27 protein-coding genes and 1 tRNA gene are annotated in these 23,776 nt (G+C 37.8%); 23 read left to right on the top strand and 5 right to left on the bottom strand.

What is annotated here, in order from left to right; all coding sequences use genetic code 11:
* Positions 1-122: 122 nt before the first annotated feature.
* The 3 genes from ACFX4R_RS27040 (at position 123) to ACFX4R_RS27030 (ending at position 3,286) form a co-directional block, all read left to right on the top strand.
* Positions 123-1,235 carry an acyltransferase gene (locus ACFX4R_RS27040; protein ID WP_165575652.1) on the top strand — a complete coding sequence of 371 codons (1,113 nt, stop codon included), beginning with the start codon at positions 123-125 and terminating at the stop codon, positions 1,233-1,235.
* A gap of 145 nt (positions 1,236-1,380) precedes the next feature.
* Positions 1,381-2,058 carry a response regulator transcription factor gene (locus ACFX4R_RS27035; protein WP_162215154.1) on the top strand — a complete coding sequence of 226 codons (678 nt, stop codon included), beginning with the start codon at positions 1,381-1,383 and terminating at the stop codon, positions 2,056-2,058.
* A complete protein-coding gene (locus tag ACFX4R_RS27030; protein WP_162215155.1) occupies positions 2,051-3,286 on the top strand; it encodes a sensor histidine kinase in 1,236 nt (411 codons plus the stop codon). The genes ACFX4R_RS27035 and ACFX4R_RS27030 overlap by 8 nt, the downstream gene beginning before the upstream one ends.
* Positions 3,287-3,302: 16 nt before the next feature.
* Here the strand turns inward: ACFX4R_RS27030 and ACFX4R_RS27025 are convergent, their stop codons facing one another.
* Genes ACFX4R_RS27025 through ACFX4R_RS27015 form a run of 3 tightly spaced genes read right to left on the bottom strand, consistent with a single transcriptional unit; the run spans position 3,303 to position 5,630 of the window.
* A complete protein-coding gene (locus ACFX4R_RS27025; protein WP_043977811.1) occupies positions 3,303-4,190 on the bottom strand; it encodes an RnfABCDGE type electron transport complex subunit D in 888 nt (295 codons plus the stop codon).
* Positions 4,174-5,103, bottom strand: a complete 930-nt coding sequence (locus ACFX4R_RS27020; protein WP_377571241.1) for an FAD:protein FMN transferase — start codon at positions 5,101-5,103, stop codon at positions 4,174-4,176. The genes ACFX4R_RS27025 and ACFX4R_RS27020 overlap by 17 nt, the downstream gene beginning before the upstream one ends.
* 14 nt (positions 5,104-5,117) lie before the next feature.
* Positions 5,118-5,630, bottom strand: a complete 513-nt coding sequence (locus ACFX4R_RS27015) for an FMN-binding protein (protein WP_043977815.1) — start codon at positions 5,628-5,630, stop codon at positions 5,118-5,120.
* A 293-nt stretch (positions 5,631-5,923) separates the two neighbouring features.
* Between ACFX4R_RS27015 and ACFX4R_RS27010 the strand changes: the two genes are divergently transcribed.
* From ACFX4R_RS27010 to uvsE, 4 genes are all read left to right on the top strand, one after another.
* Positions 5,924-7,006: a D-alanine--D-alanine ligase gene (locus tag ACFX4R_RS27010; RefSeq protein WP_013054995.1), complete on the top strand. Its 1,083-nt coding sequence runs from the start codon at positions 5,924-5,926 to the stop codon at positions 7,004-7,006.
* A 96-nt stretch (positions 7,007-7,102) separates the two neighbouring features.
* Entirely contained in the window at positions 7,103-8,485 is a 1,383-nt protein-coding gene (locus ACFX4R_RS27005; RefSeq protein ID WP_165575648.1) for a UDP-N-acetylmuramoyl-tripeptide--D-alanyl-D-alanine ligase, read from the top strand.
* 196 nt (positions 8,486-8,681) lie between these two features.
* Positions 8,682-10,193, top strand: a complete 1,512-nt coding sequence (cshA, locus tag ACFX4R_RS27000) for a degradosome RNA helicase CshA (protein WP_016762753.1) — start codon at positions 8,682-8,684, stop codon at positions 10,191-10,193.
* A 95-nt stretch (positions 10,194-10,288) separates the two neighbouring features.
* The gene (gene uvsE, locus ACFX4R_RS26995) at positions 10,289-11,260 is read left to right on the top strand and encodes a UV DNA damage repair endonuclease UvsE (protein WP_035336061.1); all 972 of its coding nucleotides are present in this window, start codon (positions 10,289-10,291) and stop codon (positions 11,258-11,260) included.
* An 8-nt stretch (positions 11,261-11,268) separates the two neighbouring features.
* Here uvsE and ACFX4R_RS26990 read toward each other — a convergent pair whose 3' ends face one another.
* The gene (locus ACFX4R_RS26990; protein WP_165575647.1) at positions 11,269-11,871 is read right to left on the bottom strand and encodes a rhomboid family intramembrane serine protease; all 603 of its coding nucleotides are present in this window, start codon (positions 11,869-11,871) and stop codon (positions 11,269-11,271) included.
* A 64-nt stretch (positions 11,872-11,935) separates the two neighbouring features.
* Here ACFX4R_RS26990 and acpS point away from each other — a divergent pair, with 64 nt between their 5' ends.
* The 14 genes from acpS to ACFX4R_RS26920 all read left to right on the top strand — a co-directional run bounded on the left by acpS (position 11,936) and on the right by ACFX4R_RS26920 (position 22,839).
* A complete protein-coding gene (gene acpS / locus ACFX4R_RS26985) occupies positions 11,936-12,301 on the top strand; it encodes a holo-ACP synthase (RefSeq protein ID WP_043977839.1) in 366 nt (121 codons plus the stop codon).
* Positions 12,302-12,359: 58 nt separating this feature from the next.
* On the top strand, positions 12,360-13,418 hold the full coding sequence (locus tag ACFX4R_RS26980) for a LolA family protein (RefSeq protein ID WP_043977822.1): 1,059 nt from the start codon (positions 12,360-12,362) through the stop codon (positions 13,416-13,418).
* A gap of 62 nt (positions 13,419-13,480) precedes the next feature.
* Entirely contained in the window at positions 13,481-14,722 is a 1,242-nt protein-coding gene (gene alr / locus ACFX4R_RS26975; RefSeq protein ID WP_425262921.1) for an alanine racemase, read from the top strand.
* Positions 14,723-14,922: 200 nt separating this feature from the next.
* Complete coding sequence (locus ACFX4R_RS26970; RefSeq protein ID WP_013055003.1) at positions 14,923-15,204, top strand: CopG family ribbon-helix-helix protein; 282 nt, start codon at positions 14,923-14,925, stop codon at positions 15,202-15,204.
* A gap of 4 nt (positions 15,205-15,208) precedes the next feature.
* The gene (gene ndoA / locus ACFX4R_RS26965; protein ID WP_013055004.1) at positions 15,209-15,559 is read left to right on the top strand and encodes a type II toxin-antitoxin system endoribonuclease NdoA; all 351 of its coding nucleotides are present in this window, start codon (positions 15,209-15,211) and stop codon (positions 15,557-15,559) included.
* A gap of 157 nt (positions 15,560-15,716) precedes the next feature.
* A complete protein-coding gene (locus ACFX4R_RS26960; RefSeq protein WP_013055005.1) occupies positions 15,717-16,553 on the top strand; it encodes an RsbT co-antagonist protein RsbRA in 837 nt (278 codons plus the stop codon).
* A gap of 2 nt (positions 16,554-16,555) precedes the next feature.
* Entirely contained in the window at positions 16,556-16,912 is a 357-nt protein-coding gene (locus ACFX4R_RS26955) for an STAS domain-containing protein (protein WP_013055006.1), read from the top strand.
* 3 nt (positions 16,913-16,915) lie between these two features.
* Positions 16,916-17,317 (top strand): anti-sigma regulatory factor, encoded by a 402-nt coding sequence (locus tag ACFX4R_RS26950; protein ID WP_013055007.1) that lies wholly within the window; start codon positions 16,916-16,918, stop codon positions 17,315-17,317.
* 13 nt (positions 17,318-17,330) lie between these two features.
* A complete protein-coding gene (locus ACFX4R_RS26945; RefSeq protein WP_013055008.1) occupies positions 17,331-18,341 on the top strand; it encodes a PP2C family protein-serine/threonine phosphatase in 1,011 nt (336 codons plus the stop codon).
* A gap of 59 nt (positions 18,342-18,400) precedes the next feature.
* On the top strand, positions 18,401-18,733 hold the full coding sequence (locus ACFX4R_RS26940; RefSeq protein ID WP_013055009.1) for an anti-sigma factor antagonist: 333 nt from the start codon (positions 18,401-18,403) through the stop codon (positions 18,731-18,733).
* The gene (rsbW, locus tag ACFX4R_RS26935) at positions 18,730-19,215 is read left to right on the top strand and encodes an anti-sigma B factor RsbW (protein ID WP_013055010.1); all 486 of its coding nucleotides are present in this window, start codon (positions 18,730-18,732) and stop codon (positions 19,213-19,215) included. Before ACFX4R_RS26940 ends, rsbW begins: the two co-directional genes overlap by 4 nt.
* Positions 19,181-19,975: an RNA polymerase sigma factor SigB gene (sigB, locus tag ACFX4R_RS26930; protein WP_013055011.1), complete on the top strand. Its 795-nt coding sequence runs from the start codon at positions 19,181-19,183 to the stop codon at positions 19,973-19,975. The genes rsbW and sigB overlap by 35 nt, the downstream gene beginning before the upstream one ends.
* Complete coding sequence (locus ACFX4R_RS26925) at positions 19,975-20,580, top strand: PP2C family serine/threonine-protein phosphatase (RefSeq protein ID WP_013081423.1); 606 nt, start codon at positions 19,975-19,977, stop codon at positions 20,578-20,580. The genes sigB and ACFX4R_RS26925 overlap by 1 nt, the downstream gene beginning before the upstream one ends.
* Before the next feature lie 84 nt (positions 20,581-20,664).
* Positions 20,665-22,839 (top strand): Tex family protein, encoded by a 2,175-nt coding sequence (locus ACFX4R_RS26920; protein ID WP_323619340.1) that lies wholly within the window; start codon positions 20,665-20,667, stop codon positions 22,837-22,839.
* A 56-nt stretch (positions 22,840-22,895) separates the two neighbouring features.
* On the opposite strand, the gene cmpA is transcribed toward ACFX4R_RS26920, so the two are convergent.
* The gene (gene cmpA / locus ACFX4R_RS26915; protein WP_013055014.1) at positions 22,896-23,012 is read right to left on the bottom strand and encodes a cortex morphogenetic protein CmpA; all 117 of its coding nucleotides are present in this window, start codon (positions 23,010-23,012) and stop codon (positions 22,896-22,898) included.
* A 109-nt stretch (positions 23,013-23,121) separates the two neighbouring features.
* On the opposite strand from cmpA, the gene ACFX4R_RS26910 reads away from it, so the two are divergent.
* Entirely contained in the window at positions 23,122-23,571 is a 450-nt protein-coding gene (locus tag ACFX4R_RS26910) for a SprT family protein (RefSeq protein ID WP_013081425.1), read from the top strand.
* Between the two features lie 134 nt (positions 23,572-23,705).
* A tRNA-Asn gene (locus tag ACFX4R_RS26905) sits at positions 23,706-23,776 on the top strand.

Below are 23,776 nucleotides of genomic sequence, written 5' to 3'. Positions count from 1 at the left end.
AGCTAATAACATTTATTTTGTGTTATTAGCTTTTTTATTTGTAAAACGGGAAAGATAAGAAAAAATTGAATGTTCTATTATTCATCTAGAAGTTATATTTCACATTATATAGGAGAGAAAAAGTGAAGCAAAAACAAAAGCAGCATATTCAATCCATTTATTTTTTACGATTATTCGCTATGATGATGGTTGTGCTCGTACATGTAACAGCAGCATATGCAACGGTACTGCCATTTGCAAGCGAAGCTTATCAGAAATATCATTTTCTTAACCGAATTGTTCGAATTGAAGCAGGAATCTTTATTGTGATCACAGGTTTGGTTTTCTTTTATAGTTATATTAACAAGCCTTTAACAAAGACTTTATGGAAAACGTATTATGCTCGAAGAGTGACATATATTTTGGTTCCCTATATTATTTGGGCACTTATTTATGAATTTTATTCGTACTATGTAGGAGCAACAGAATTAAATGCAGCTGATATTGTGAAACGTATTTTACGCGGAGAGTCCTACTATCAGCTTCATTTTATCTTTTTAATTGTACAAGTTTATCTCGTGCTGCCGGTTTTTGTATGGCTAGCACAAAAGATAACCATTTTTAAAAAATACATGTGGCTGTTTGGCATCATCATTCAGCTTGGTTATTTAATGCTTAACAATACGTATCATATCACTTCATTTAATTTATTTTTAAATACAATGGCTACGTTTTTACTCGGCGGTTGGATTGGCATTTATTATCGCGAGCAAGTGGATAAAAAGTACAGTCGTTCGAATATTGTATTGTTTCTAGTGACGCTCGGATCGGGAATAGCTATTTCACTGTTGAATTATCACTTGTACACAATGAAGACAATCCACATTTCAGGCTTTACGTATGAGGCTGTTAATACGCTTTATTTGGTTGCTGGAAGTTATTTCTTCTTCCGAATTGCAGAGATATTAGCTGAAAAGCTTTCTGCAAAGTCCGTGACGGTTGTTAAAAATATTGCCATGTACTCGTTTGGCTTTTACTTGATTCACCCAATGGTTTTAAACTTTGTGGCAAAAGCAGTACCAATACAAGGCAACTACATGTTTCACGTTGAAATCTTGGCACGCTATATTCTAACATTAGCGGGCTGTTACCTCATCATTTGGGGATGTCATCGTCTTTTACCGTTTGCTAGCTTTTTGTTTGGTAAACTGCCAAAAGAAGCGGTGTTCATTTACCGACGTCCTGATCATAAATAGCGTTTAGTTAAAAGTTATGTCTGCTTGCAGACATAACTTTTTTTATAAAGTATAAGAGATGATAACACGTTAGTTTTAAAATATTTTTAAAAGTGACATGCTAAGATAATGCTTACTTAGGTACTCACAAAAGGGGGAATTTGATATGCGTGTACTTGTGGTAGAAGATGATGCTTCCTTATTACACGGTATCGTAGAAGGCTTAAAAGAAGAAGGATATGAAGTTGATTGTGCGTCTGAAGGAGATGAAGGTTTGTTTTTAGCAGAGCAGAATATTTATGATGCTTTGATTTTAGATATTATGCTGCCGGGTATAACAGGACTTGACATACTAAAAAAGCTAAGAAAACAAAAGGTGCTGACGAAAGTTATTTTTCTCACTGCAAAAGATAGTGTAGAAGATCGAGTGAAAGGACTCGATTATGGAGCTGATGATTATTTGGTTAAGCCTTTTGCCATGGCTGAACTTTTTGCGAGGTTAAGGGTGATGCTCAGAGACTTGCAGGCAGAAGAAGGCATGATTTCATATGGTCCCATTTCTATACGAGAAGCCAATCATGAAGTTATGATAAATGGGAGTGCCCTAACGTTAACGATTAAAGAATTTCAGCTTTTGGAATACTTTATTCGAAATAAAGAACAAATCCTTATTCGAGATCAAATTTTTAATCGCGTATGGGGATTTACATCTGACGTAGGAGTGGGTGTAGTAGACGTCTATGTTCACCATTTAAGAAAGAAGCTTCAGCCTTTTAATTGTGACGGTTATGTACGTACAGTGAGAGGCGTAGGCTTTATGTTAAAAGGGGAAGAGCATGTTTAAAAAGACGAGAATCAGGCTTGTGTTATTTAACACAATCGTGCTGATGGTTATTTTGAGCATTTTTAGTTTAGTTTTATATTTTTATATGCAGCATGTTATTTTTTTAAATCCAGACAATCGGTTAAGTGAGATGAGCGAGCAAGTTAAAAAAAGAAACTTACATGAGATTCAGGAAAACAATGAGAGAGAAACAGAAAGACGGGTTGCGTTTTTACTTTGGAGCAGTGATAAAAAACTAATCAAAATCACACCTAAAAAAGGGTTATATACAAACGATATTGACGACTTTAAGCCTGCGCTCTCAGAAGGGAAAGCCCAAACGTCGCAAGAGGTAAACGGTCATGCTTATCGAGTGATGAATGTGAAAAACGAAGGGTATATAAAAGATCAAGACGTTTCAACGATTCAACTTGTCTTAAACGTAGATCCAGAAACTCAAACCTTAGAGCACCTTGCTTTTCTTCTTATCATTTCAGCGTTTATTGGACTGCTTCTTTCGCTTGTGGCTGGCTTGTTTTTAGCTAATCGAGCGCTTGTACCTATACAAAAGTCGTGGAACAAACAGGTCGAATTTATTGCAGATGCTTCCCATGAGTTAAGAACGCCTCTTTCCGTGATGCAAACGCATCTCGAGCTATTGTTTAGACGGCCAAATCATACGATCGAGCAAGAAAGCGAAAATATTTATCAAAGCTTAAACGAAGTGAAGCGGATGACGAAGCTGGTGGGTAACTTACTAACACTGGCTAGATCTGATTCAAGTGCGCAGCTGCTAAACAAAACGGTCTTTAATATGGGCGAGCTGGTTGATAAAGTAGCTAATCAATTTGAGCCCATATTTGAACTGAAGGAGCTGCACTTCACCAGGGAAATTGAATCGTTAATGTGCGGAGGAGATCAAGAACGACTTCATCAGCTATGTATGATTTTATTAGATAACGCTTTTAAATACACTCCATCTGGAGAAAGCATTCACATCAGTCTAAAGAAACATCATCACTCTATGACGTTAATCGTTAGAGACACAGGCATTGGAATTGAAGCGAAAGACCTTCCATATGTGTTTGATCGCTTTTATCGAAGTGATAAGAGCCGAGCACGTGCCGAAGGAGGGTCAGGTTTAGGTCTCGCGATTGCCAAATGGATTGTACAAGCTCACGACGGAGAAATTAAGGTTTTTAGCCAGAAAAACGTGGGTACGGAATTTCATGTGAAAATTCCGCTATGAAAAAAGCTGCCTATCATCAGGCAGCTTTTTTCATCACTTTTTTAGTGGCGGTCTTCCACGCTTTCCATGCATTAGCAAGTAACAGGCCAATTAATAAATAGGCAAGGCCGCCAAAAACTAAGTAATCTATAGCGCTAATCGCCCCCGCAAGCAGCCCGAATTTTATTTGGTCTTTATACTTGGCAGGAGAAGTTGGCGGATCCGTCACCATGAAGAAGGCTAAAAATAAAGCGGAATTAACAAAAGGAGCTCGTAAAGCATCTGCTACATCGCCTACTCCTATTAATGACATAATCGTGAAAATAGCAAAATACACGCCCAAAAACGCAAATACTTGAGGGAATTTATTTACCTTACTCGTCACAAGGTAACCCGTCACAAACACGGATACAATGAGCCATACGGGTAGTAAAGATAAGCTTCCCCACCAGCTTTGGCCGCTTGAAAAGACAATAAGTGAAAAGAGAAGACCAAAAGCAGCAGGGTTAAAAATAGGCTTCTTTTTTACTTTTACGAAGTGCTTCGATAAAATCGCAACAGCTACAGTGCAAAATGTGACCCAAGCAGGTGTAGAGGTGCTGAGTACTAAGGCAATAATTAATCCAGTAATAATTCCGCCGTCAGGAAGCTGAATTTTCTTTTTATAAGCAAAAGAAAATCCTAAATCTAAGGCAGCCGCCGAGCATACGGCAAGCAGTAGGTGTCCTAATCCTTGAAAGGCAGAAGAGTTGAATTCACCTAATAAAGTTAAAAGCAGAAGCATAGCGATTACATATCTTTTAGGGGTTTTAACTAGCTGCACCCAAAGACTTATTTCTTTTGGTTTGTTTTCATCTACAGTAATATAACCTTTTGGTGTACTGATATATTTAACACCGCTTCTTCGTTCAGAACGTGTGGTCATAATTTATTAATTCCTCCATATCTGATGTAAAAAAAGGAGTGAAACTAGAGTCGAAGAGCACGCCGCGTATGTCGGCATCATTCAATAAATTTACTCCTTTTTCCGCTCCTAAAATAAAAGCTGACGTAGATAATGCATCGGCCAGCATGGCAGAAGGAGCAATAGCTGTGCAACTCAACAGACTGCTTCGAGTGGATGGAGATAAGGGATTAACCAAATGATGCGTTGATGGATGTGTCTTATTTTTTCTAGCATAATTTCCTGATGTGCAGACAGCCGTATCTGTTACACGTAAAGTCAGTAGTGACTGCGTTTGAATCACAGGGTGCTGAATCCCAACTTTCCACAACTCTCCGTGTTGATTGCGTCCTTTAACTAGGATGTCTCCTCCTGCATTAATCATAAAATGCTGATAAGGAAGGGAGCGGGCAGCTAAATCAATCGCCAACCCTTTGGCGACCGCTCCAAGATCTATAATCATCGGTTTTTGTAAACAAACCGTTTTTTTATGTGTATCCAATACGATGTCTTTATAACTTCCAGAATCGACTGCTTCGTTCACTTGTACGGGTTTTCCATATAAGTAATGTTCATTAAAACCGCGGTTTTCTAATTGCTTTCCTACCGTTGGGTCAAAGATTCCATGCGTTTCATTTGCTACTAAGGCAGCGAAATGAAGGGCTTCAAATAATAGATGACTAACAGAAACAGGCTCTTTGACATGTCTAATTAGTTTCATAACTTCGCTTTTGGCATCAAATCGACTGCATGTCGTTTCAACGATTTTAAAAATAGTAAATGCCTTTGAGATATGGTGAAGGACATTTGCTTCTTCTGATTGGGGAGCAATTACTTGAATGGAGACGGTTGTTCCCATACATAATACGGAGCGGCTATATGTTTTTATGGACATCATTCGTTTCTCCTTTATGCATTCATTGCTTGCTGAAGTGCGTCGTCCACGGCATTTTGAAAATCTTCTGTACTAAGCGTTGCTCCGCTCACGACGTCGACATCTGAGCTTTGTCTTTGTACGACTTGAGCCGGAAGGCCCTCAATGTAACTTTGAGAATAGTGAGTATCTGCTTCTGTAATTTCAACTGTATCAATTCGGTCGTTTTTAATGGTCACGGATACGTAGACAGTTCCGATACGGTTGCTTCCTTGGCCAGAATACGTTCCATCTTTGTATTTCGTTTTAGGAGCAGAACTTTCGGCACTCGCTGATGAATGGTTCCGATTAGAAGAAGCTATATCTTCTCCCCAGCTGTCATTGACAATCGTTTGATTGTCTGTTTGATCCGTCGTTTTCTTCTGATGATGAGCCGGGGTGACTTGAACAGCTTGTGCATCAGATAGAGTGTTTATATAACCAGTTGCATAAATACTTCCAATGGCTACGCTGCATGCAGCAATCATCGTTTTTCCCATTTTACTCATGTTTGTTGAACCTCCTGATTTATACCAGAACTATAGTTTCGATTATTGATGGTGATCTTTAGCATAAATAAACTTTACAAATAAACTTTTAAAAAAGATTTAAAATCAAAAAAGTCTTTTCGAAAATAAATGATCCAAGTGAAAAGGTCATTTTAAATAATGAAAGGAGAAGCTGGAATTTCTTTCACAAGCCTAGCTATTTTGACATACGTAATAATAGTTAATATTTCTGTTTACTATCTAAACGTGCATGATAAAATAGAAAAGATGAATATGTGTTAGGAGGAACATCAGTGAAAATTAAGCTTGGCCTTTTATACGGAGGAAAATCCGCTGAACATAAAGTATCTTTACAAACAGCTCTAGCAGTTTCAAAAGCAATTAATCACGATAAATATGAAGTGCATCCAATTTACATTACAGAAACAGGAAAGTGGATTCGCGGCACACAGCTGACTGGTCCGCTTGAAACAGTTGCTCAATTAGAAATTCAAGATAACGGAACTGCTATTTCACCAGTTTCATTGAATACGGAAATGTTTGCATTAACAGATTCAAAAACAGATGATCAGCTAGATGTTATTTTCCCACTTCTTCATGGTCCAAATGGAGAAGATGGTACGGTACAAGGATTATTAGAATTATTGAATATTCCTTATGTTGGAAACGGTGTATTAGCTTCAGCAGCTGGTATGGATAAAGTTGTAATGAAGCAGCTGTTTGCACAGGCAGGTCTCCCTCAAGTAGAGTACGTATCATTTATCCGCCGCGAGTGGGAAGCAGATCGAACGGCTGCTTATGAAAAAGTAGAAACACTTGGATACCCTTGCTTTGTTAAACCAGCAAACTTAGGTTCAAGCGTTGGGATTAGCAAATGTGATAACCGTGAAGAGTTAGAAGCGGCATTTGTTGAAGCTTTCTTATTCGATCGGAAAATCATTGTAGAAGCAGCAGCAGTTGGTCGTGAAGTTGAAATTGGTGTGTTAGGTAATGATGAAGCAGCTTGTTCAGTAGTTGGAGAAATCTTACCTAAAAAAGCGTTTTACGATTACAAAGCCAAATATGAAGACGGCGATACAGGCCTTATTATTCCAGCTGAAATTACAGAAGAACAGCATCAAGAAATGTCAGCACTAGCAATCAAAGCATTTAAAGCAATTGATGGATCTGGTCTTGTACGTGCAGATTTCTTCTTAACATCAGAAGGTAAATTCATTATTAATGAAGTGAATACGATGCCTGGTTTTACACCTTTCAGTATGTTCCCGTTATTGTGGAAACACGCAGGTGTTGAATATCCAGATTTAATCGAAAAACTTGTATCACTAGCAATTGAACGTCATACCGAAAAGCAGCAAATTAAACACACAATGTAACTCACACAACACTATTCATCATGAATAGTGTTTCTGTGTTTAGTTTCAATTAATGTTATCCATAGTTAACTTTATATCGAGAGGAGCAAACCAACAATGATTAAACGTACGCTTACACAGCTAGCTACAATGATTCCAGGAAGTGTATTTCATAGCGGAAACGAAACAGCTGTAATTGAGGGAGTCTCAATTGATACGAGAACCATTCAACAAGGTAATTTATATATCCCAATTAAAGGGGAACGTTTTAACGGGCATGCATTTGTTCATAAAGCAATTGAAAACGGAGCGGTCGCTACACTGTGGAACAAAGATGAAGAAAATCCACCGACAGACATTAGTGTTATTTTAGTCGATGATACGCTAGAAGCTCTTCAGCAATTAGCGAAATCCTATCGTCACGAGTTAGATATTAAAGTAGTGGGCATTACAGGAAGTAACGGAAAAACAACAGCAAAAGACATGGTAAAAGCTGTGCTCGATACAACTTACCGCGTTCTGAAAACAGATGGAAACTTTAATAATCATATTGGTATGCCGCTTACTATTTTGCGTTTAGATGAAACTCATGATATTGCAGTTTTAGAAATGGGCATGAGCAGCCGAGGGGAAATTGAGTTTCTTTCTAATTTAGCGGAGCCTGATGTAGCCATTATTACAAATATCGGAGAATCGCACCTTCAAGACTTAGGAAGCCGTGATGGAATTGCGGAGGCAAAATTAGAAATTACAAGCGGCTTAGCGCCAACAGGTCAGCTTGTCTATAATGGTGATGAGCCACTTTTAACGTCGCGCGTTGTTAATCCAGTATTTGAAACGGTGACATTTGGCAGCTCAGAACAAAACGATTTGTATCCAAGTGCTATTTCAGCTGAAGAGTTAGGCACAACATTCACTGTTTCACGTGAAACAACATATCCATTCTTTATCCCGGTATTAGGTAAACATAATGTTCACAATGCGCTTTCTGCTATTGCGGTAGGTCATTATTTTGGACTAGACAATGAAACAATCGCTAAGGGGTTAAAAGAATTAAAGCTAACCAATATGCGTATGGAGCTCGTGAAACGAACAGATGGCTTGACCTTCATTAATGACGCATATAACGCAAGCCCAACGTCCGTTAAAGCTGCTATCACGTTGATGCATGATTTAGAAGGCTATAAGCAAAAAATTCTTGTTCTCGGGGATATGCTTGAATTAGGCGATCAGGAAAAAGAGTTTCACAAAGAAGTGGGAGAGTTTATTCAAGCAGAAAAAATTGATTATGTTCTAACATACGGCCCCTTATCTTTTGAAATTGAGCAAGGAGCAAAAAATAATTTTGCAGAAGATAAGGTAATGCACTTTGAGGAGAAAGATGAGCTTGTTAAAAAATTAACAGCGATTACAACAAGAGAAGATGTGGTTTTAGTGAAAGCATCTCGAGGGATGAAGCTTGAGGAAGTTATCTCAAAAATGATGCATAAATTACCGTGATATTAAAAAGAGTATAAGTAAGCTCTATTGCAAACGGAAAGCCATAGTGTTATGATGTAGTCTGAGTGTCTTGAGGCGCTTATACTCTAAACGTTGAATTTATTGAAGTAGTCGTTTAGAGCATTTTCCGTTTCCTCGGAGAATGCTTTTTTTTGTAAAATATAGATAGTCTAAATATAAAAGGAGTTTGAAAAACTTGGCATTATTTCAAGATTTAGGATTAAGTCAACAGCTTAATAAAGCTGTGAGTAAAATGGGTTTTGAAGAAGCAACACCAATTCAATCAGAAACTATCCCATTAGCACTAGAAGGTCACGATTTGATCGGACAAGCACAAACAGGAACAGGGAAAACAGCGGCATTTGGTATTCCTCTTATTGAAAAAGTTGATGTAAACGTAGATGCAATTCAAGGGTTAATTATTGCTCCTACTCGTGAACTTGCTGTACAGGTATCTGAAGAACTTTACAAAATTGGTCAAACAAAGCGCGTACGCGTGCTATCAATTTACGGTGGTCAAGATATCAGTCGTCAAATTCGTGCATTGAAAAAGCACCCTCATATCATCGTAGGGACACCAGGGCGTATGCTAGATCATATTAATCGTCGTACACTTCGTCTACAAGATGTTCATACAGTTATTTTAGATGAAGCAGATGAAATGTTAAACATGGGATTCATCGAAGACATTGAAAAAATCTTATCAAACGTACCTGAGAACCACCAAACACTTTTATTCTCAGCAACAATGCCTACTCCAATCCGTCGCATTGCTGAAAAATTCATGAACGAACCAAAAGTGGTAAAAGTACAAGCAAAAGAAGTAACGATGCCAAACATTACGCAGTATTATTTAGAAGTACAAGAAAAGCGTAAATTTGATATCCTTACTCGTCTTTTAGATATGCAATCACCTGAATTAGCTATCATCTTTGGTCGTACAAAGCGCCGTGTTGATGAGTTATCAGAAGCATTAAATATGCGTGGTTATTCTGCACAAGGTATCCATGGTGACTTGACGCAATCGAAACGTCTATCTGTACTACGTCAATTTAAAGAAGGTTCTATTGATGTATTAGTTGCAACGGACGTAGCTGCACGCGGACTTGATATTTCTGGTGTTACTCATGTATACAACTTTGATATCCCTCAAGATCCAGAGAGCTATGTACACCGTATCGGACGTACAGGACGTGCTGGTAAAATGGGTGCTGCTATGACATTTGTAACGCCAAGAGAAACTGGACAGTTACACAATATTGAGCGTACAACAAAACGTAAAATGGAGCGTCTTACTCCTCCAACGCTTGATGAAGCAATGGAAGGTCAACAGCGTATTGCAGCTGACAAATTAACAGAATCTGTGACACAAGGCAACTTATCTTACTACAAACAGTTGGCAGAAGAGTTACTTGAAGAGCACGATTCAGTTTCATTAGTGGCAGCAGCGATCAAATTATTTACAAAAGAACCAAACGAATCACCAATTCAATTAACTGCTGAACCACCGGTAATTGCAAAAGGTGATAAAAACAAACGTGGAAATGGCGGAGGTCGTTCACGTTCTAACTCTAAAAACTACTCACAACAAAATCGTCGTGGAAACTCAAAACGTTTTGGTGACAAGCGTCGCGGTGGAAGCAACGGCAGTGATAATAGAAATCGTAATAGCAGCAGTAATCGTAAAGATTCTCGCAGCAAAGCGTAAAATAAAAACGAGCCTTAACAGGCTCGTTTTTTTTATGTGTTAATTGCTATTTTATTGGTGCACACTATGAGTAAAATAAAATGGGGTGTTCACTGATGTCGACCATTGTTCGGTTAGGTTATGTGGCGATGAGCGTTCATTTGGAAAATAGTTCTCCTTCTCAAACAATGACTTTTGCACAATTTCAGCGTGTGAAAGACCATGAAGCGGCCATTCGCAAGCTCGAACGTATTGCAATATCCAACTTAGAAAACTGCTTACGTTTATTAAAACATAATGCATGGAGTGAAATTGAGTTTTTTCGATTCAGTTCTAAGTTAATTCCATTAGCTAACCATGAGGCGCTAAAAGAGTGGAACTACATAGCTCCTTTAAAGGATGCTCTTCAGCGTATTTCTGTATTTTTGAAGGAACATCCAATGCGAGTAGATTTTCACCCGGATCATTTTGTTGTTTTAAACTCAACGGATAAAGAGGTTTTTAAGCATTCTATCCAAACTCTTCGCATGCATCAAAAGTTGCTAAAAGGAATGGATATTCCGCTTCAAAATCGCTGTGTTTTACATGTCGGAGGGGCTTATAATGATAAAGAAAAAGCATTGGAGCAGTTTATTCATAATTGGGGGCTTGTACCTCAATCCCTTCAGCAAATGATTATGTTAGAAAACGACGATACAACCTTTCATATAAAGGACGTCTTGTATTTATGTGAAAAACTAAATGTCCCAATCATTTTTGATCTTCATCATCATCAGGCAAACAACGATGAAACTTCATGGCAAGAGCATTGGGACCGTATCACTAGAACGTGGGAACAGGAAACGCTTCCTCTAAAAATGCATATATCTAGTCCTAAAAGTGATAAAGAATTTAGAGCCCATGCAGATTATATCGATGTTCATGGGTTTTACAGCTTTTTAAAAGAAGTAAATGGAACGATACCGCAAATTGATTGCATGATTGAAGCTAAGAAAAAAGATGAAGCGCTCTTTCAGTTAGTAAGAGACTTGAAGTCTTATGAAGATGTGGAATTTATTAACTCATCCACTTTTTATATTAAATCTTAAACCAGGCCTCATATCTGTGGCTTGTTTTTCTGTTTGAACGCGAGAAAAGCGAGAAGAAATCCAGCAATACCTCCAACGAAATGAGCTGTGTTGTTGGTTCCTGGCGTTAGCAGACCTGAAAGTAATCCAATAATTAAGAAGACGATAATGATTTGCTGGTTACTTTGAGAAAGCATATGTTTTTGTTTTATTACAAGGTAGAGGTAAAACCCGAGCAGCCCGAAAATGGCACCGGATGCACCCACATGGCTGTAAAAAGAAGATTGGGTTAGGAATGTAACGATATTTCCAAGAAATCCACACGTAAGGTAGAATAGAAGAAACTTATAAGAAGAAAGAATACGCTCAGCACCTGGCCCTAACAAGAACAATGAAAATGAGTTAAAAAGAAGGTGTGAAAAGCTTAGATGCAAAAAGATAGGTGTGAAAAGTCGCCAGTAGTCTCCTTGAGAAATTAAGCTATTCGCACCGATAAGCTGATGTATAAAAGATTCTGCAAGGTTTGAGGGAAGAGCGGCAATTAACCATAGCGCAATGTGAATGCAGATAAGCGTAAAGGTAACAGGGTAAAAACGTTTAAATTCAGCTGCATTTTCTGTGCGTACGAACATATTTGTCACTCCTTTTTATAAAGGCATTTTTATATACTATTCTGTAAGAGAGGATTAAATGAAAATGATTATAGGAACTGGAATTGATATTACAGAGTTAGAGCGGATTGAAAAAATGGTGCAGCGTCAAAGTGCTTTTGTTACTCGGATTTTAACAAAAAATGAAAAAGAACGCTATGAAAAGCTATCAAGCCGACGTAAGGTCGAATTTTTAGCAGGGAGATTTGCTGTGAAGGAAGCATATTCGAAAGCTCTTGGAACAGGAATAGGAAAAGATTTCAGCTTCCAAGATATCGAAATCGTGAATGATGAAAGAGGAAAGCCCCACATTGTTACAAAACAACCACTGGACGCGTCCATACACGTATCTATTTCCCACAGTGCGCACTATGCGATTGCTCAAGTAATTATTGAACGCTTGTCAAGCTAGTCTGCATATTCACTATTTCTTGTTCATATATTCATAGTGTGGATAGGGGAGACAAGATATGTTCTTGCTTCTCCGTTTAGCTGTGAATATACGAAATAAAGGAGTTGGGGAAATGCATAAAAAATGGATTGGCTTATTTGTTTGCGCCTTTTTTCTCTTAGCCTTATCAGCATGCGGTGAAAAAAGTCAGCAGGATGTAACAGATGCATTGGATGCCAAGGTACAAGAAATGGCGGGGTATAAATCAGATGCTAAGATGACATTGAATACAGGGAAAGATGCTCAAGTATACGATGTAGAGATTTGGCATAGTAAGCCTATGTATTATCGAGTGAATTTGAAAAATACAAAGAAAGATCAAAGCCAAATGATTTTGCGTAATGATGAAGGGGTTTTTGTTTTAACGCCCGCCTTAAATAAAAGCTTTCGTTTTCAAAGTGACTGGCCACAAAATAGCAGTCAAGCTTATTTGTATGAATCTCTTGTCCAAGATATTGTGAAGGATGAAAAGGCAAGTTTTAAATCAACAAATAAGCATTATATTTTTGAAACAAAAACCAACTATCAAAATAGCACGATGCTTCCTAAACAAGAAATTACGCTGAACAAAAGTGATTTAGCGCCTGTTTCGGTTAAAATTATGGATACGGATAACAAAGTGTTAATAAAAGTTGATTTCTCTAAGGTGAAATTCGATTCTAAGTTTGATAAAGGGGCTTTTGATACAAAAAGAAACATGACAAGTGCAAAGATTGACGTTCCGACATTAGCTCAGCAGAGATCATTTAGCGTCCTTTATCCTAAGGATGTTCCAAAAGGTACAAAGCTGTCCAAGGAAAAGAAAATTGAGACGGAAAATGGCGAGAGAGTCGTTTTAATGTACAAAGGAGAAAAGCCGTTTACGCTTGTACAAGAAAAAGCACAAGTAGCTAAAACAGCAACATCTACAGTTACTGCCGGAGAGCCATTTGATTTAGGTTTTACTGTGGGAGCTTTAACGGATAAAAGTCTATCTTGGACATATAATGGAGTAGACTTTATGCTGGCTTCTGATCAGCTAACACCAGATGAATTGAGTACAGTTGCTAGATCTGTGCAAAGTCAGATGGGAAAATAAGAGAAGCTTACAAGCCTGCATATATGTAGGCTTGTTCTTGCGTAATTTGAATAAAGATCGAGATGAAGTTTGACTATAGATGTATTATACTAACAGAGGAAAGTACGTTTAGAATGGTTCTGAAAAAAGGAAGTGTCGTAGTAATGGATGCATTTTATAGAGAAACATGGGCAGAAATTGATGTAGAAGCCATTTTTCAAAATGTGAATCATGTAAGAGAACTGATACCGGGGCATAAAACGTTAATGGCCGTAGTGAAGGCGAATGCGTACGGGCATGGAGATAAAGAAGTAGCAGAGATTGCGCTTCAAGCTGGTGCTGATATGCTAGCTGTAGCTTTTTTGGATGAAGCTATTGCTCTTCGGAAAAAAGGAATAAAGGAATCCATTTTAGTATTAGGCGCCGTGCCTACCCTACACATTCAAACTGCATTGGAGTGGGATGTAACGGTCACTGCTTATAGCAAAGCTTGGATTGAAGAAGCGGCTTCCATTCTAGGTGAAAACAGTCAGCTGCATATGCATTTAAAAATAGATACAGGCATGGGTCGCTTGGGAGTTAGAACAAAAGAAGAATTACACGAAACAATGAAGATCATCGCTTCTCATTCGGGATTCGTGCTGGATGGAGTGTTTACACACTTTGCAACAGCAGATGAGCTAAACTCGACTTATTTTGAAGAACAATACACATTCTTTGAAGAAATGGTTCGAATTGTGAAAGAATATAATTTTACACCTCCGATGATTCACTGTGCAAATAGCGCAGCCTTGCTTCGTCGTCCGAAAGATATCTTTAATGGCGTACGCTTAGGTATCTCTATGTATGGCTTGAGTCCTTCTGAGGAATTAAAAGAAGTCTTGCCAATTCCGTTAAAACAAGCTTTTTCGCTGCACAGCCGTATTGTGCATGTTAAAAAAGTCAAAAAAGGGAGTCATATCAGTTACGGAGCTACTTATGAAGCTAAAGAAGATGAATGGATTGCTACTATTCCAGTAGGATACGCAGACGGCTGGATTCGTAAATTAAGCAATTTTGAAGTATTAGTAGATGGAGTTAAAGTGCCAATTGTTGGTAGAATCTGCATGGATCAATTGATGATTAAATTACCTAAAATGTATAAAATGGGTACAAAAGTAACATTTATTGGAAAACAAAAAGGTGCTGAAATTACAATTGATGAAGTAGCGAAGCATCTTGAAACAATTAATTATGAAATCCCTTGCATGGTTGCAGCAAGGGTTCCGAGGGTTTATACAAGAGATTCGCAGCACATTGATGTTAATAATTATATCTTGCGCTGAATATACATCTTCCTGAGTCAACATAAAAAGTCTGCTAACACAAGACAATAAAATAATAACTTCCATGCATAAAAGAGGGTATCAATTGACGATAATAGTGTAGAAATTGACAGAATTAACTTTCCATTAAAGCTAATCAATGTTATGATAAGGAAAGATGAGACTATTGGTGTGTGTATTGATGTTGGAGGTGTATGTTTGTGTCTGAAGCGAGCGCAACTACAGAAATCCTAGTAAGATTACCGAAAAATTTAGTATCGGAGCTCGATCTTATGGTTAAACAAGAAAATGGCAACCGAAGTGATTTTATTCACCAAGCAACAAAATTGTACCTTCGTGAGCGAAAAAAACGCCATATTCGCGAATCAATGAGACGTGGATATATGGAGATGGCAAAGATAAACTTAAATATTGCTTCCGAGGCTTTTCTAGCAGAGTATGAAGCTGATCATACTGTGGATCGTTTAGTAAGCGGGGGGTAATGACTTGGTAGTCAAACGTGGCGACGTTTATTTTGCTGACCTATCTCCTGTTGTTGGCTCAGAACAAGGAGGCGTTCGCCCTGTACTTGTCATTCAAAATGATATAGGCAATCGTTTTAGCCCAACTGTTATTGTAGCTGCGATCACTGCTCAAATTCAAAAGGCAAAGTTACCTACGCATGTTGAAATTGATGCAAAGCGCTATGGATTTGAGCGAGATTCAGTTATTTTACTAGAACAAATTCGTACTATTGATAAACAGAGGCTAACAGACAAGATTACCCATTTAGATGATGAAATGATGGACAGAGTGGATGAAGCCTTGCAAATCAGTGTAGGACTTATCGACTTTTAGAATTATACTTCCATTTATGCTAAGTTGCTCCTTTATGAGCAACTTTTTTAATTTGACTAGGAATAATCAGTAAACGTATATTGTAATAAGAAACGTTTTAAAAATGATAATATATATATAGATATAAATGAGTGTATTGACTCACAAGGAGGACCTCATGAATCAAGATTTATTCAATTATATACAAAATCATAAATCAGAAATTTTTGATCGATGGCTAGTGTTAATGAATGATGTGGAAACAGAGCGCATTAAAAACATTGTATCCGAGCAAGTGTACGTAAATGTAAGCTCTGATTTTGTAAATTTACTTTTGGCAAAAGCATTCCGTGATCAGGAAAATTTTGCAGAGGAACTAGAGGAAGTAGTAGGACGAGTTGTGAGTTTAGGATGGCCTCTTGCTTATTTAACACAGGGTGTACGTAACTTGGGTCACGTAGTGGTCGAAGGGTATGTAAACAGTGAACATGTAAAGGCTGACCAAACTCATTCTGAATTATTCTATCGGTTTGACAAATGGTTAAGCCCTATTTATAACAAAATAGTAGAACAATACTCCAACTCGTGGGAAAATACAGTTATGTTGCAAAAAGTTGCACTTCAAGAATTGTCTGCTCCATTAATACCGGTATTTGATAAAATTACAGTAATGCCGCTTGTAGGAACAATTGACACTGATCGCGCAAAGAAAATTATGGAAAACTTACTGCAAGGTGTCGTAAAGCACCGATCAGAGGTCGTATTAATAGATATTACCGGAGTACCAGTAGTGGATACGATGGTTGCCCATCATATTATTCAAGCTGCTGAAGCCGTACGTTTGGTTGGAGCCAAGTGTTTGTTAGTAGGAATTCGTCCGGAAATTGCTCAGACTATTGTGAACTTAGGTATTAACTTAAACGAAATTATTACGAAAAATTCATTAAAAAAAGGCGTAGAGTTTGCGTTAGAAATGACTGAGCGGAAAATAGTTGATATAGAATCGGAGGAATAAACGTGAGAATACCCATTTTGAAATTGTACGACTATTTATTGGTATCCATTCAATGGGAGCTGGATGATCAAACGGCTATTCAATTCCAAGAAGATTTGCTAAGTAAAATTCATCAAACTGGAGCAAAAGGAGTGGTAATCGATTTAACTTCAATTGATATGATCGATTCATTCATCGCAAAAGTTTTAGGTGACGTGGTTAGCATGTCTAATTTGATGGGGGCTAGAGTAGTATTAACAGGTATCCAGCCTGCAGTAGCTATTACACTTGTTGAGTTAGGGATTGGCCTAAATGATGTTCTTACTGCACTCGATTTAGAAAAAGGTCTTGAGAAACTCCAATCGGAATTGGGGGATTAGTATATGGAATTCCAATCCAGCGTAAAAATCGTAACAGAATGGGACATCGTAGCGGCACGCCAATTAGGTAGAAATGTGTCGAAAGAGCTAGGGTTTGGAACAGTTGACCAAGCTCGTATTACAACCGCCATTTCTGAATTAGCTCGTAATATTTACCTATATGCGGGTAAGGGTCAAATCTATATTGAGAAATTAAATCGTGGAGGAAAAAACGGTCTTCTTGTCGTAGCAACAGATGAAGGGCCAGGTATCCCCGACGTTCGCAAAGTAATGGAAGATGGATACTCAACATCGGGTGGACTAGGAGCTGGGCTTCCTGGGGTAAAACGATTGATGGATGAGTTTGACATCGAAACAAATGTCGGAGAAGGTACTGAGATTAAAGCAGTTAAGTGGCTCCGGTAGGAGGAAATAGATAATGTCTTTTGATAAAGAGATGAGAGATTTATACAAAGATATTTTGGGGAACTATATCCAAACACAAAATGAACAAATTTTGTATCAAGGACAAAAACTAAGTAGAAAATCTTTAGAGAATGAAATATCGCCAGAAGATATTGTGAGCATTCATAAAGAAGTGATTGAAGAAATTTATTCTGATATTCCAGAAAAAGTGCTGCATTCTCTGGACTTTTTACTTGAGGTAATGATTAGCTACGGTCTTGCTCTTCGTGAGCATCAAACATTAAAAAATAAGCAGCGGGAACTTCGTTCTGAAATTGAAGTTGCCGCTAACGTCCAGCAGACGCTGTTGGGGACAAAGGTTCCGGCTAGTTCAACTTTAGAAATTGGTGCGATTAGCGTACCGGCTAAACAGATGAACGGAGATTATTTTCACTTTGTAGAAGAAGAGCACGGCGGGTTAAGTATTGCCATTGCCGATGTGATCGGAAAAGGAATTCCAGCTGCAATGTGTATGTCTATGATCAAGTATGCAATGGACAGCTTACCGGACTCAAGAAAAAATCCAAGTTATGTATTAGAGAACTTGAACAATATTGTAGAGCGAAACGTAGATCCAAGTATGTTTATTACGATGTTCTACGGAAGCTATAATCCCGAGACAAACTTATTTGATTATGCATCTGCAGGGCATGAACCAGGTTTTTATTATGATGCCAAAGCTGATTCATTTGAAGATTTGGAAGCAAAAGGACTCGTGCTAGGAGTCGATCGCCATGTGAAATATCTTCAGTACGAGCAGCAGCTTTCAAAAGGCGATATGATTGTTCTGTTAACAGATGGCGTAACAGAATGCAGAACTGAAGAAGGATTTATTGAAAGATTGGACATCATAAAATTAATTCGAAAATATATGCATTTGTCTCCTCAAGAAATTGTAGAATCTGTATATAAAGAGCTGGAAAAATTACAGCATTTTCAATTGAGGGATGACTTTACATTGATTATTTTGAAGAGTTTAGTTTAAGTATTCTAAATAAGGGTACAGAAAAGATAGCACAAAATTAGAGGGGGTCTACTAATACGATGAATTTAAAAATAGATATACAAAAGGACGGTCAAGCATATCGTATTAAGCTGGCTGGAGAGATTGACGCATATACAGCACCTAAGCTAAAAGAAAAGTTCATGGAAATTACTGAACATACCGAACCAGAAATTATAGTCGATTTAACCGATGTATCATACATGGATAGTACAGGACTAGGTGTATTTATTGCATTGTTAAAAGCCAATAAGAAAAATAACGGCTCTTTGAAATTTGTTGGTGTATCAGAGCGCATCAAGCGCTTATTTGATATTACGGGCCTCACAGACATTTTAAACGTGAATTCACAAGTAGAAGGTGGCGTAAAATGAAACAGCCTTATGACTTTGTTGAGATGAAGATTCCTGCTAAGCCAGACTACGTAGCGATTATTCGACTGACGCTGTCTGGTGTAGCGAACCGGATGGGTTTTTCTTATGATGAAATTGAAGATATGAAAATTGCTGTGAGTGAGGCATGTACAAATGCCGTACAGCATGCTTACAAGAATGAAGAAAATGGTGAAGTGAGAGTAGGTTTTGGTTTATTTGATGACCGTTTAGAAATCATGGTGGTCGATAAAGGTGAAAGCTTTAATTTTGAAGAGCTTAAGGAACATATAGGACCTTATGAAACATCAAAAGAAGTTGAATTTCTTCCTGAAGGTGGACTTGGTTTATATTTAATTGAAACACTAATGGACGAAGTGAAAATGGTCAATTCAAAAGGTGTAACGCTAATGATGACTAAGTATGTGCAAAGAGAGCAGGTGGAGAGTGATGAAAACACAGTCTCAACCTATGAAATTAACTAAAGAACAGGTTCAGGAACGAATTGAGCGCTTTCAAAAAACGCAGGATGAAGAAGCACAAAGTGATCTAGTAGTACATTACAAGAACCTTGTTGAATCTATTGCACGTCGCTATTCAAAAGGCAGAAGCTTACATGAAGATATTGTGCAGGTAGGGATGCTAGGACTGTTAGGAGCTATTAGAAGGTATGATGCTTCATTTGGAAGAAGCTTTGAATCGTTTGCTGTTCCTACAATCATTGGAGAGATTAAGCGATTTTTACGCGATAAAACGTGGAGTGTTCACGTACCGCGCCGCATCAAAGAATTAGGTCCTAAAATTAAAGCAGCTGTCGAAGAGCTAACAACCCGTTTACAGCGATCTCCTCAAGTGAAAGAAATTGCTGATCATATCGGAGTGACAGAGGAAGAAATTTTAGAAACAATGGAGATGGGGCAAAGTTATCAAGCGTTGTCTGTTGATCATTCCATTGAAGCAGACTCTGATGGAAGTACTGTTACAATCCTTGATTTAGTAGGTGAACAAGAGTCGGGTTATGAGAAAACTGATCAGCGCTTAGTGTTAGAAAAGATTCTTCATGTATTAAGCGATAGAGAAAAAGAAGTGATTCGCTATACATTTATTGAAAATCTGAGTCAAAAAGATGCCGGTGAGAAGTTAGGGATTTCTCAAATGCATGTATCTCGACTGCAAAGAAGAGCTCTTGATAAGCTAAGGACTGCAGCTCGCTCAGATTCTAACGATTCGGAGTATATGTCGTGATGACAGTAGACCCTAATACAAAGTTGATTCAAACTCATATATACCAAGAGCCAAAGCAAGGGAACGTATGTTGTGGAGATAGTTACTATGTCAAAGAAACGGATGACTATTTTCTATGTGCAGTGGCAGATGGATTAGGAAGCGGTGAACAAGCTAGAGCCGCTTCTGTAGCTGTTACGGATGTAGCGAAAGCTCATCATCATCTAGATGTGGATGAGATCATTTCTAAGTGTAACAAAGCTACTCGACATACAAGAGGTGCGGCAGTAGCTATTTTGAAAATTGATAAAAAACATAACGAATTTCATTATACAAATGTAGGTAATATCCGCTTTTATCTGTATTCTCCGGAGGGAAAATTAACGTACCCTCTACCAATTCAAGGTTTTTTATCAGGGAAAATTCAAAAGTTCCGCACACAAACCTTCCCATATGACTCCGGTTCTAAATTTTTGATTCATACAGATGGCTTAGAATTAAAAGAGATTAAATCTGTTTTTGCTAACTCGATGAATGTAGATCAATTGTCGACACGGCTACAGGCAGCAATTCGATCTCATAATGACGATATTACGTATATCGCTGGTCATCTTCCAACTGCATAGCCTTTCTTTTTAGCTCACATGTGTTATTGCATGTGAGTTTTGTTACAATAAAGACAAAGTTTCATTTAGCTAGGAGGATAAGCTGTGTCTGTTGCAACGAAATTAGATAATCAAATTGTTCAACGTGTAAGTAAAGAGGTGGAGATTTCACAAAAGCAAGTACAAAACGTAATTGCTTTAGTAGAAGACGGTAATACAGTTCCCTTTATTGCTCGATATAGAAAAGAACAAACTGGTGCTTTGGATGAAGTCCAAATCCGGAATATTTTAGATTCCTGGAACTACTTAATGAATTTAGAGGAGCGTAAAGAGGAAGTTCTTCGATTAATTGAAGAGCAAGGGAAATTAACTGAGGAACTGGCTGCTCAAATTCATCAAGCGAAGAAATTGCAACAAGTAGAAGATTTATACCGCCCTTTTAAGCAAAAACGACGTACAAAAGCAACTGTAGCAAAAGAAAAAGGTCTTGAACCATTAGCACAGTGGTTACTAAGTTTTCCACGTTCCGACGTGAAGAACGAAGCGAAAACATACATAAATGAAGAAGCGGGAGTTCAATCTTCTGAAGAAGCTATTCAGGGAGCCCTAGACATTGTAGCGGAACAAATTTCTGACGAAGCATCTTACCGTCAATGGATTCGTACGACTACTGTAAAAGATGGCATAATTGTTACTTCAGTCAAAGATCCCGAAAAAGATGAAAAAAATATCTATGAAATGTACTATGAATATACAGAAGCGGTAAAGCGAATCGTTCCTCATCGTATCTTAGCCATGAATAGAGGAGAAAAAGACGGTATTTTAAAAGTGAGTATTGATGCGCCTACAGATCGTATTCTTTCATATTTACATAAACAAGTAATCAAAAAAAGGGATTCTTCAGCTGAAAGTTATATCATCTCAGCTATAGAAGATGCTTATAAACGCTTAATAGAACCATCTATTGAACGCGAAATCCGTAAAGAGCTATCAGAAAAAGCCGAAGAAAGAGCCATTCACATCTTTTCTGAAAACTTACGGAAACTTCTTCTCCAACCTCCATTGAAAGGGAAAGTGGTATTAGGAGTAGATCCAGCTTTTCGAACAGGCTGCAAATTAGCTGTAGTAGATGAAACAGGCAAGGTATTAAAAATTGATGTTATTTATCCACATCCTCCTGTGAGAAAAGCAGCTGAAGCGCAAAATAAATTAAAGAAAATGTTCGCTGAATACCCTATTGAAGTAGTAGCCATTGGAAACGGAACGGCATCTCGCGAAACGGAGCAATTTGTAGCGGATGTTCTTAAAGAAATTGAAAACCCAGTTTATTATTTGATTGTGAATGAAGCGGGAGCAAGCGTATATTCGGCTTCTGATGTTGCTAGAGAGGAATTTCCTGATTTTCAAGTAGAAGAGCGAAGCGCTGTATCGATTGCCAGAAGGCTGCAAGATCCGCTGGCTGAACTTGTGAAAATCGATCCTAAGTCGGTAGGAGTAGGGCAGTATCAGCATGATGTGTCTCAAAAGCAATTAAATGATTCACTGACTTTTATTGTAGAGACAGTAGTAAATCAGGTAGGAGTAAATGCAAACACGGCTTCTGCTTCGCTTCTACAATACGTTGCTGGTCTAAATAAGACAGTTGCTCAAAACATTGTAAAATATCGGGATGAAAACGGAAAATTCTCTAACCGAAAACAGCTGAAGAAAATTCCGCGTCTAGGTGCTAAAACGTATGAGCAGTGTATTGGGTTTTTACGTATTATAGAAGGTGAAGAACCTTTAGACAGAACGGGTATCCATCCTGAAACATATGGAGACGTTAAAAAGCTTTTAAAGAAAGCTGAAGTGAAAGAGACTGAGCTTGGAACGGAGAAAGTAAAAGAAGCATTAAAACATATTTCTTTACCCGAAATATCAGAAGAACTAAGTATAGGGGAGCTTACTTTAAAAGACATTATAGAAGCGCTCGTAAGACCGGAAAGAGATCCTCGTGATGAACTGCCAAAACCTTTGCTCCGTCAGGATATTTTGAAGCTAGAGGATCTTGCCAAAGGTATTCAGCTTGAAGGTACTGTGCGAAACGTCGTAGACTTCGGAGCGTTCATCGATATAGGAGTTAAGCAAGACGGTCTAGTCCATATTTCTAAATTAACGAATCGGTACGTTAAGCACCCCCTCGATGTCGTTTCAGTAGGAGATTTGGTGAATGTGTGGGTAGAAGATGTAGATATGAAAAAAGGAAGAGTCGCATTGACGATGATTCCGCCCCATCAATAATAAAATTGCCTTTTCAGATTTTCTGAAAAGGCAATTTTATTTTTAAAAAGAAGTGATTAAGAAGCGGAGTTATTTTTTTGATAAAAAAACCAACATTGATTGAGCAATTTTATTTGTGCACGGTCTTTTTCAGAATAAGCGCGCCTCATTTGTTTTTGTAGCCACATTGGCATAAGGACAATCACTCCTTTTCATTTATGATAAGGTAAATAGTGAGTATGTAATGAAGTGTATGCCCAAAGAGCTAGTCAGGTGATTTCATACAGTAGAGGAGTATATAAGATGAATGATAAGGATTTACAAATACTTGTAGAAGAAATTTCATTGAAGCTGTTTCACAAACCATTTCGTCATGAAGCCACTTTTAATTCTCGTTTACGTACGACAGGTGGAAGGTATTTATTACGTACATCTAATATAGAAGTAAACTACAAATACTTTGAACAATATGGCACACAAGAAATAGTAGCAATCATTAAACATGAGCTCTGTCACTATCATTTACATATTGAGGGGAAAGGGTATAAGCATGGAGATCAAGACTTTAAAAGCCTAATGAAAGAAGTAGGGGCCCCCCGATTTTGTCAGGCATTGAAAAAAGAAAGTGATGGAAAGAAAAAAGAGCACATATATGTATGTATGCAGTGCGAGCAAAAATATGTTCGAAAAAGAAAAGTGAACACGGTTAAATATGTTTGTGGGAAGTGTAAAGGTAAATTAAAAAAAATGTAGAAGATGCTTGACTAAAATAGATTGATTATGATAAATTAATAAAGCCGTCTCAAATAAACGGCAAATAAATTACAAAAACTTATTGACATTACATATAATGTCGATTACAATGTAAGAAGTCTGATAAATATTATTCCACAGTAGCTCAGTGGTAGAGCTATCGGCTGTTAACCGATCGGTCGTAGGTTCGAGTCCTACCTGTGGA

Origin of the sequence: Priestia sp. YIM B13490, assembly GCF_042787735.1 — a bacterium.
In the GTDB taxonomy this organism is placed as follows: domain Bacteria; phylum Bacillota; class Bacilli; order Bacillales; family Bacillaceae_H; genus Priestia; species Priestia megaterium.
The sequence above is the reverse complement of the archived record's forward strand: the minus strand, read 5'-3'. Positions and strand labels throughout refer to the sequence as shown.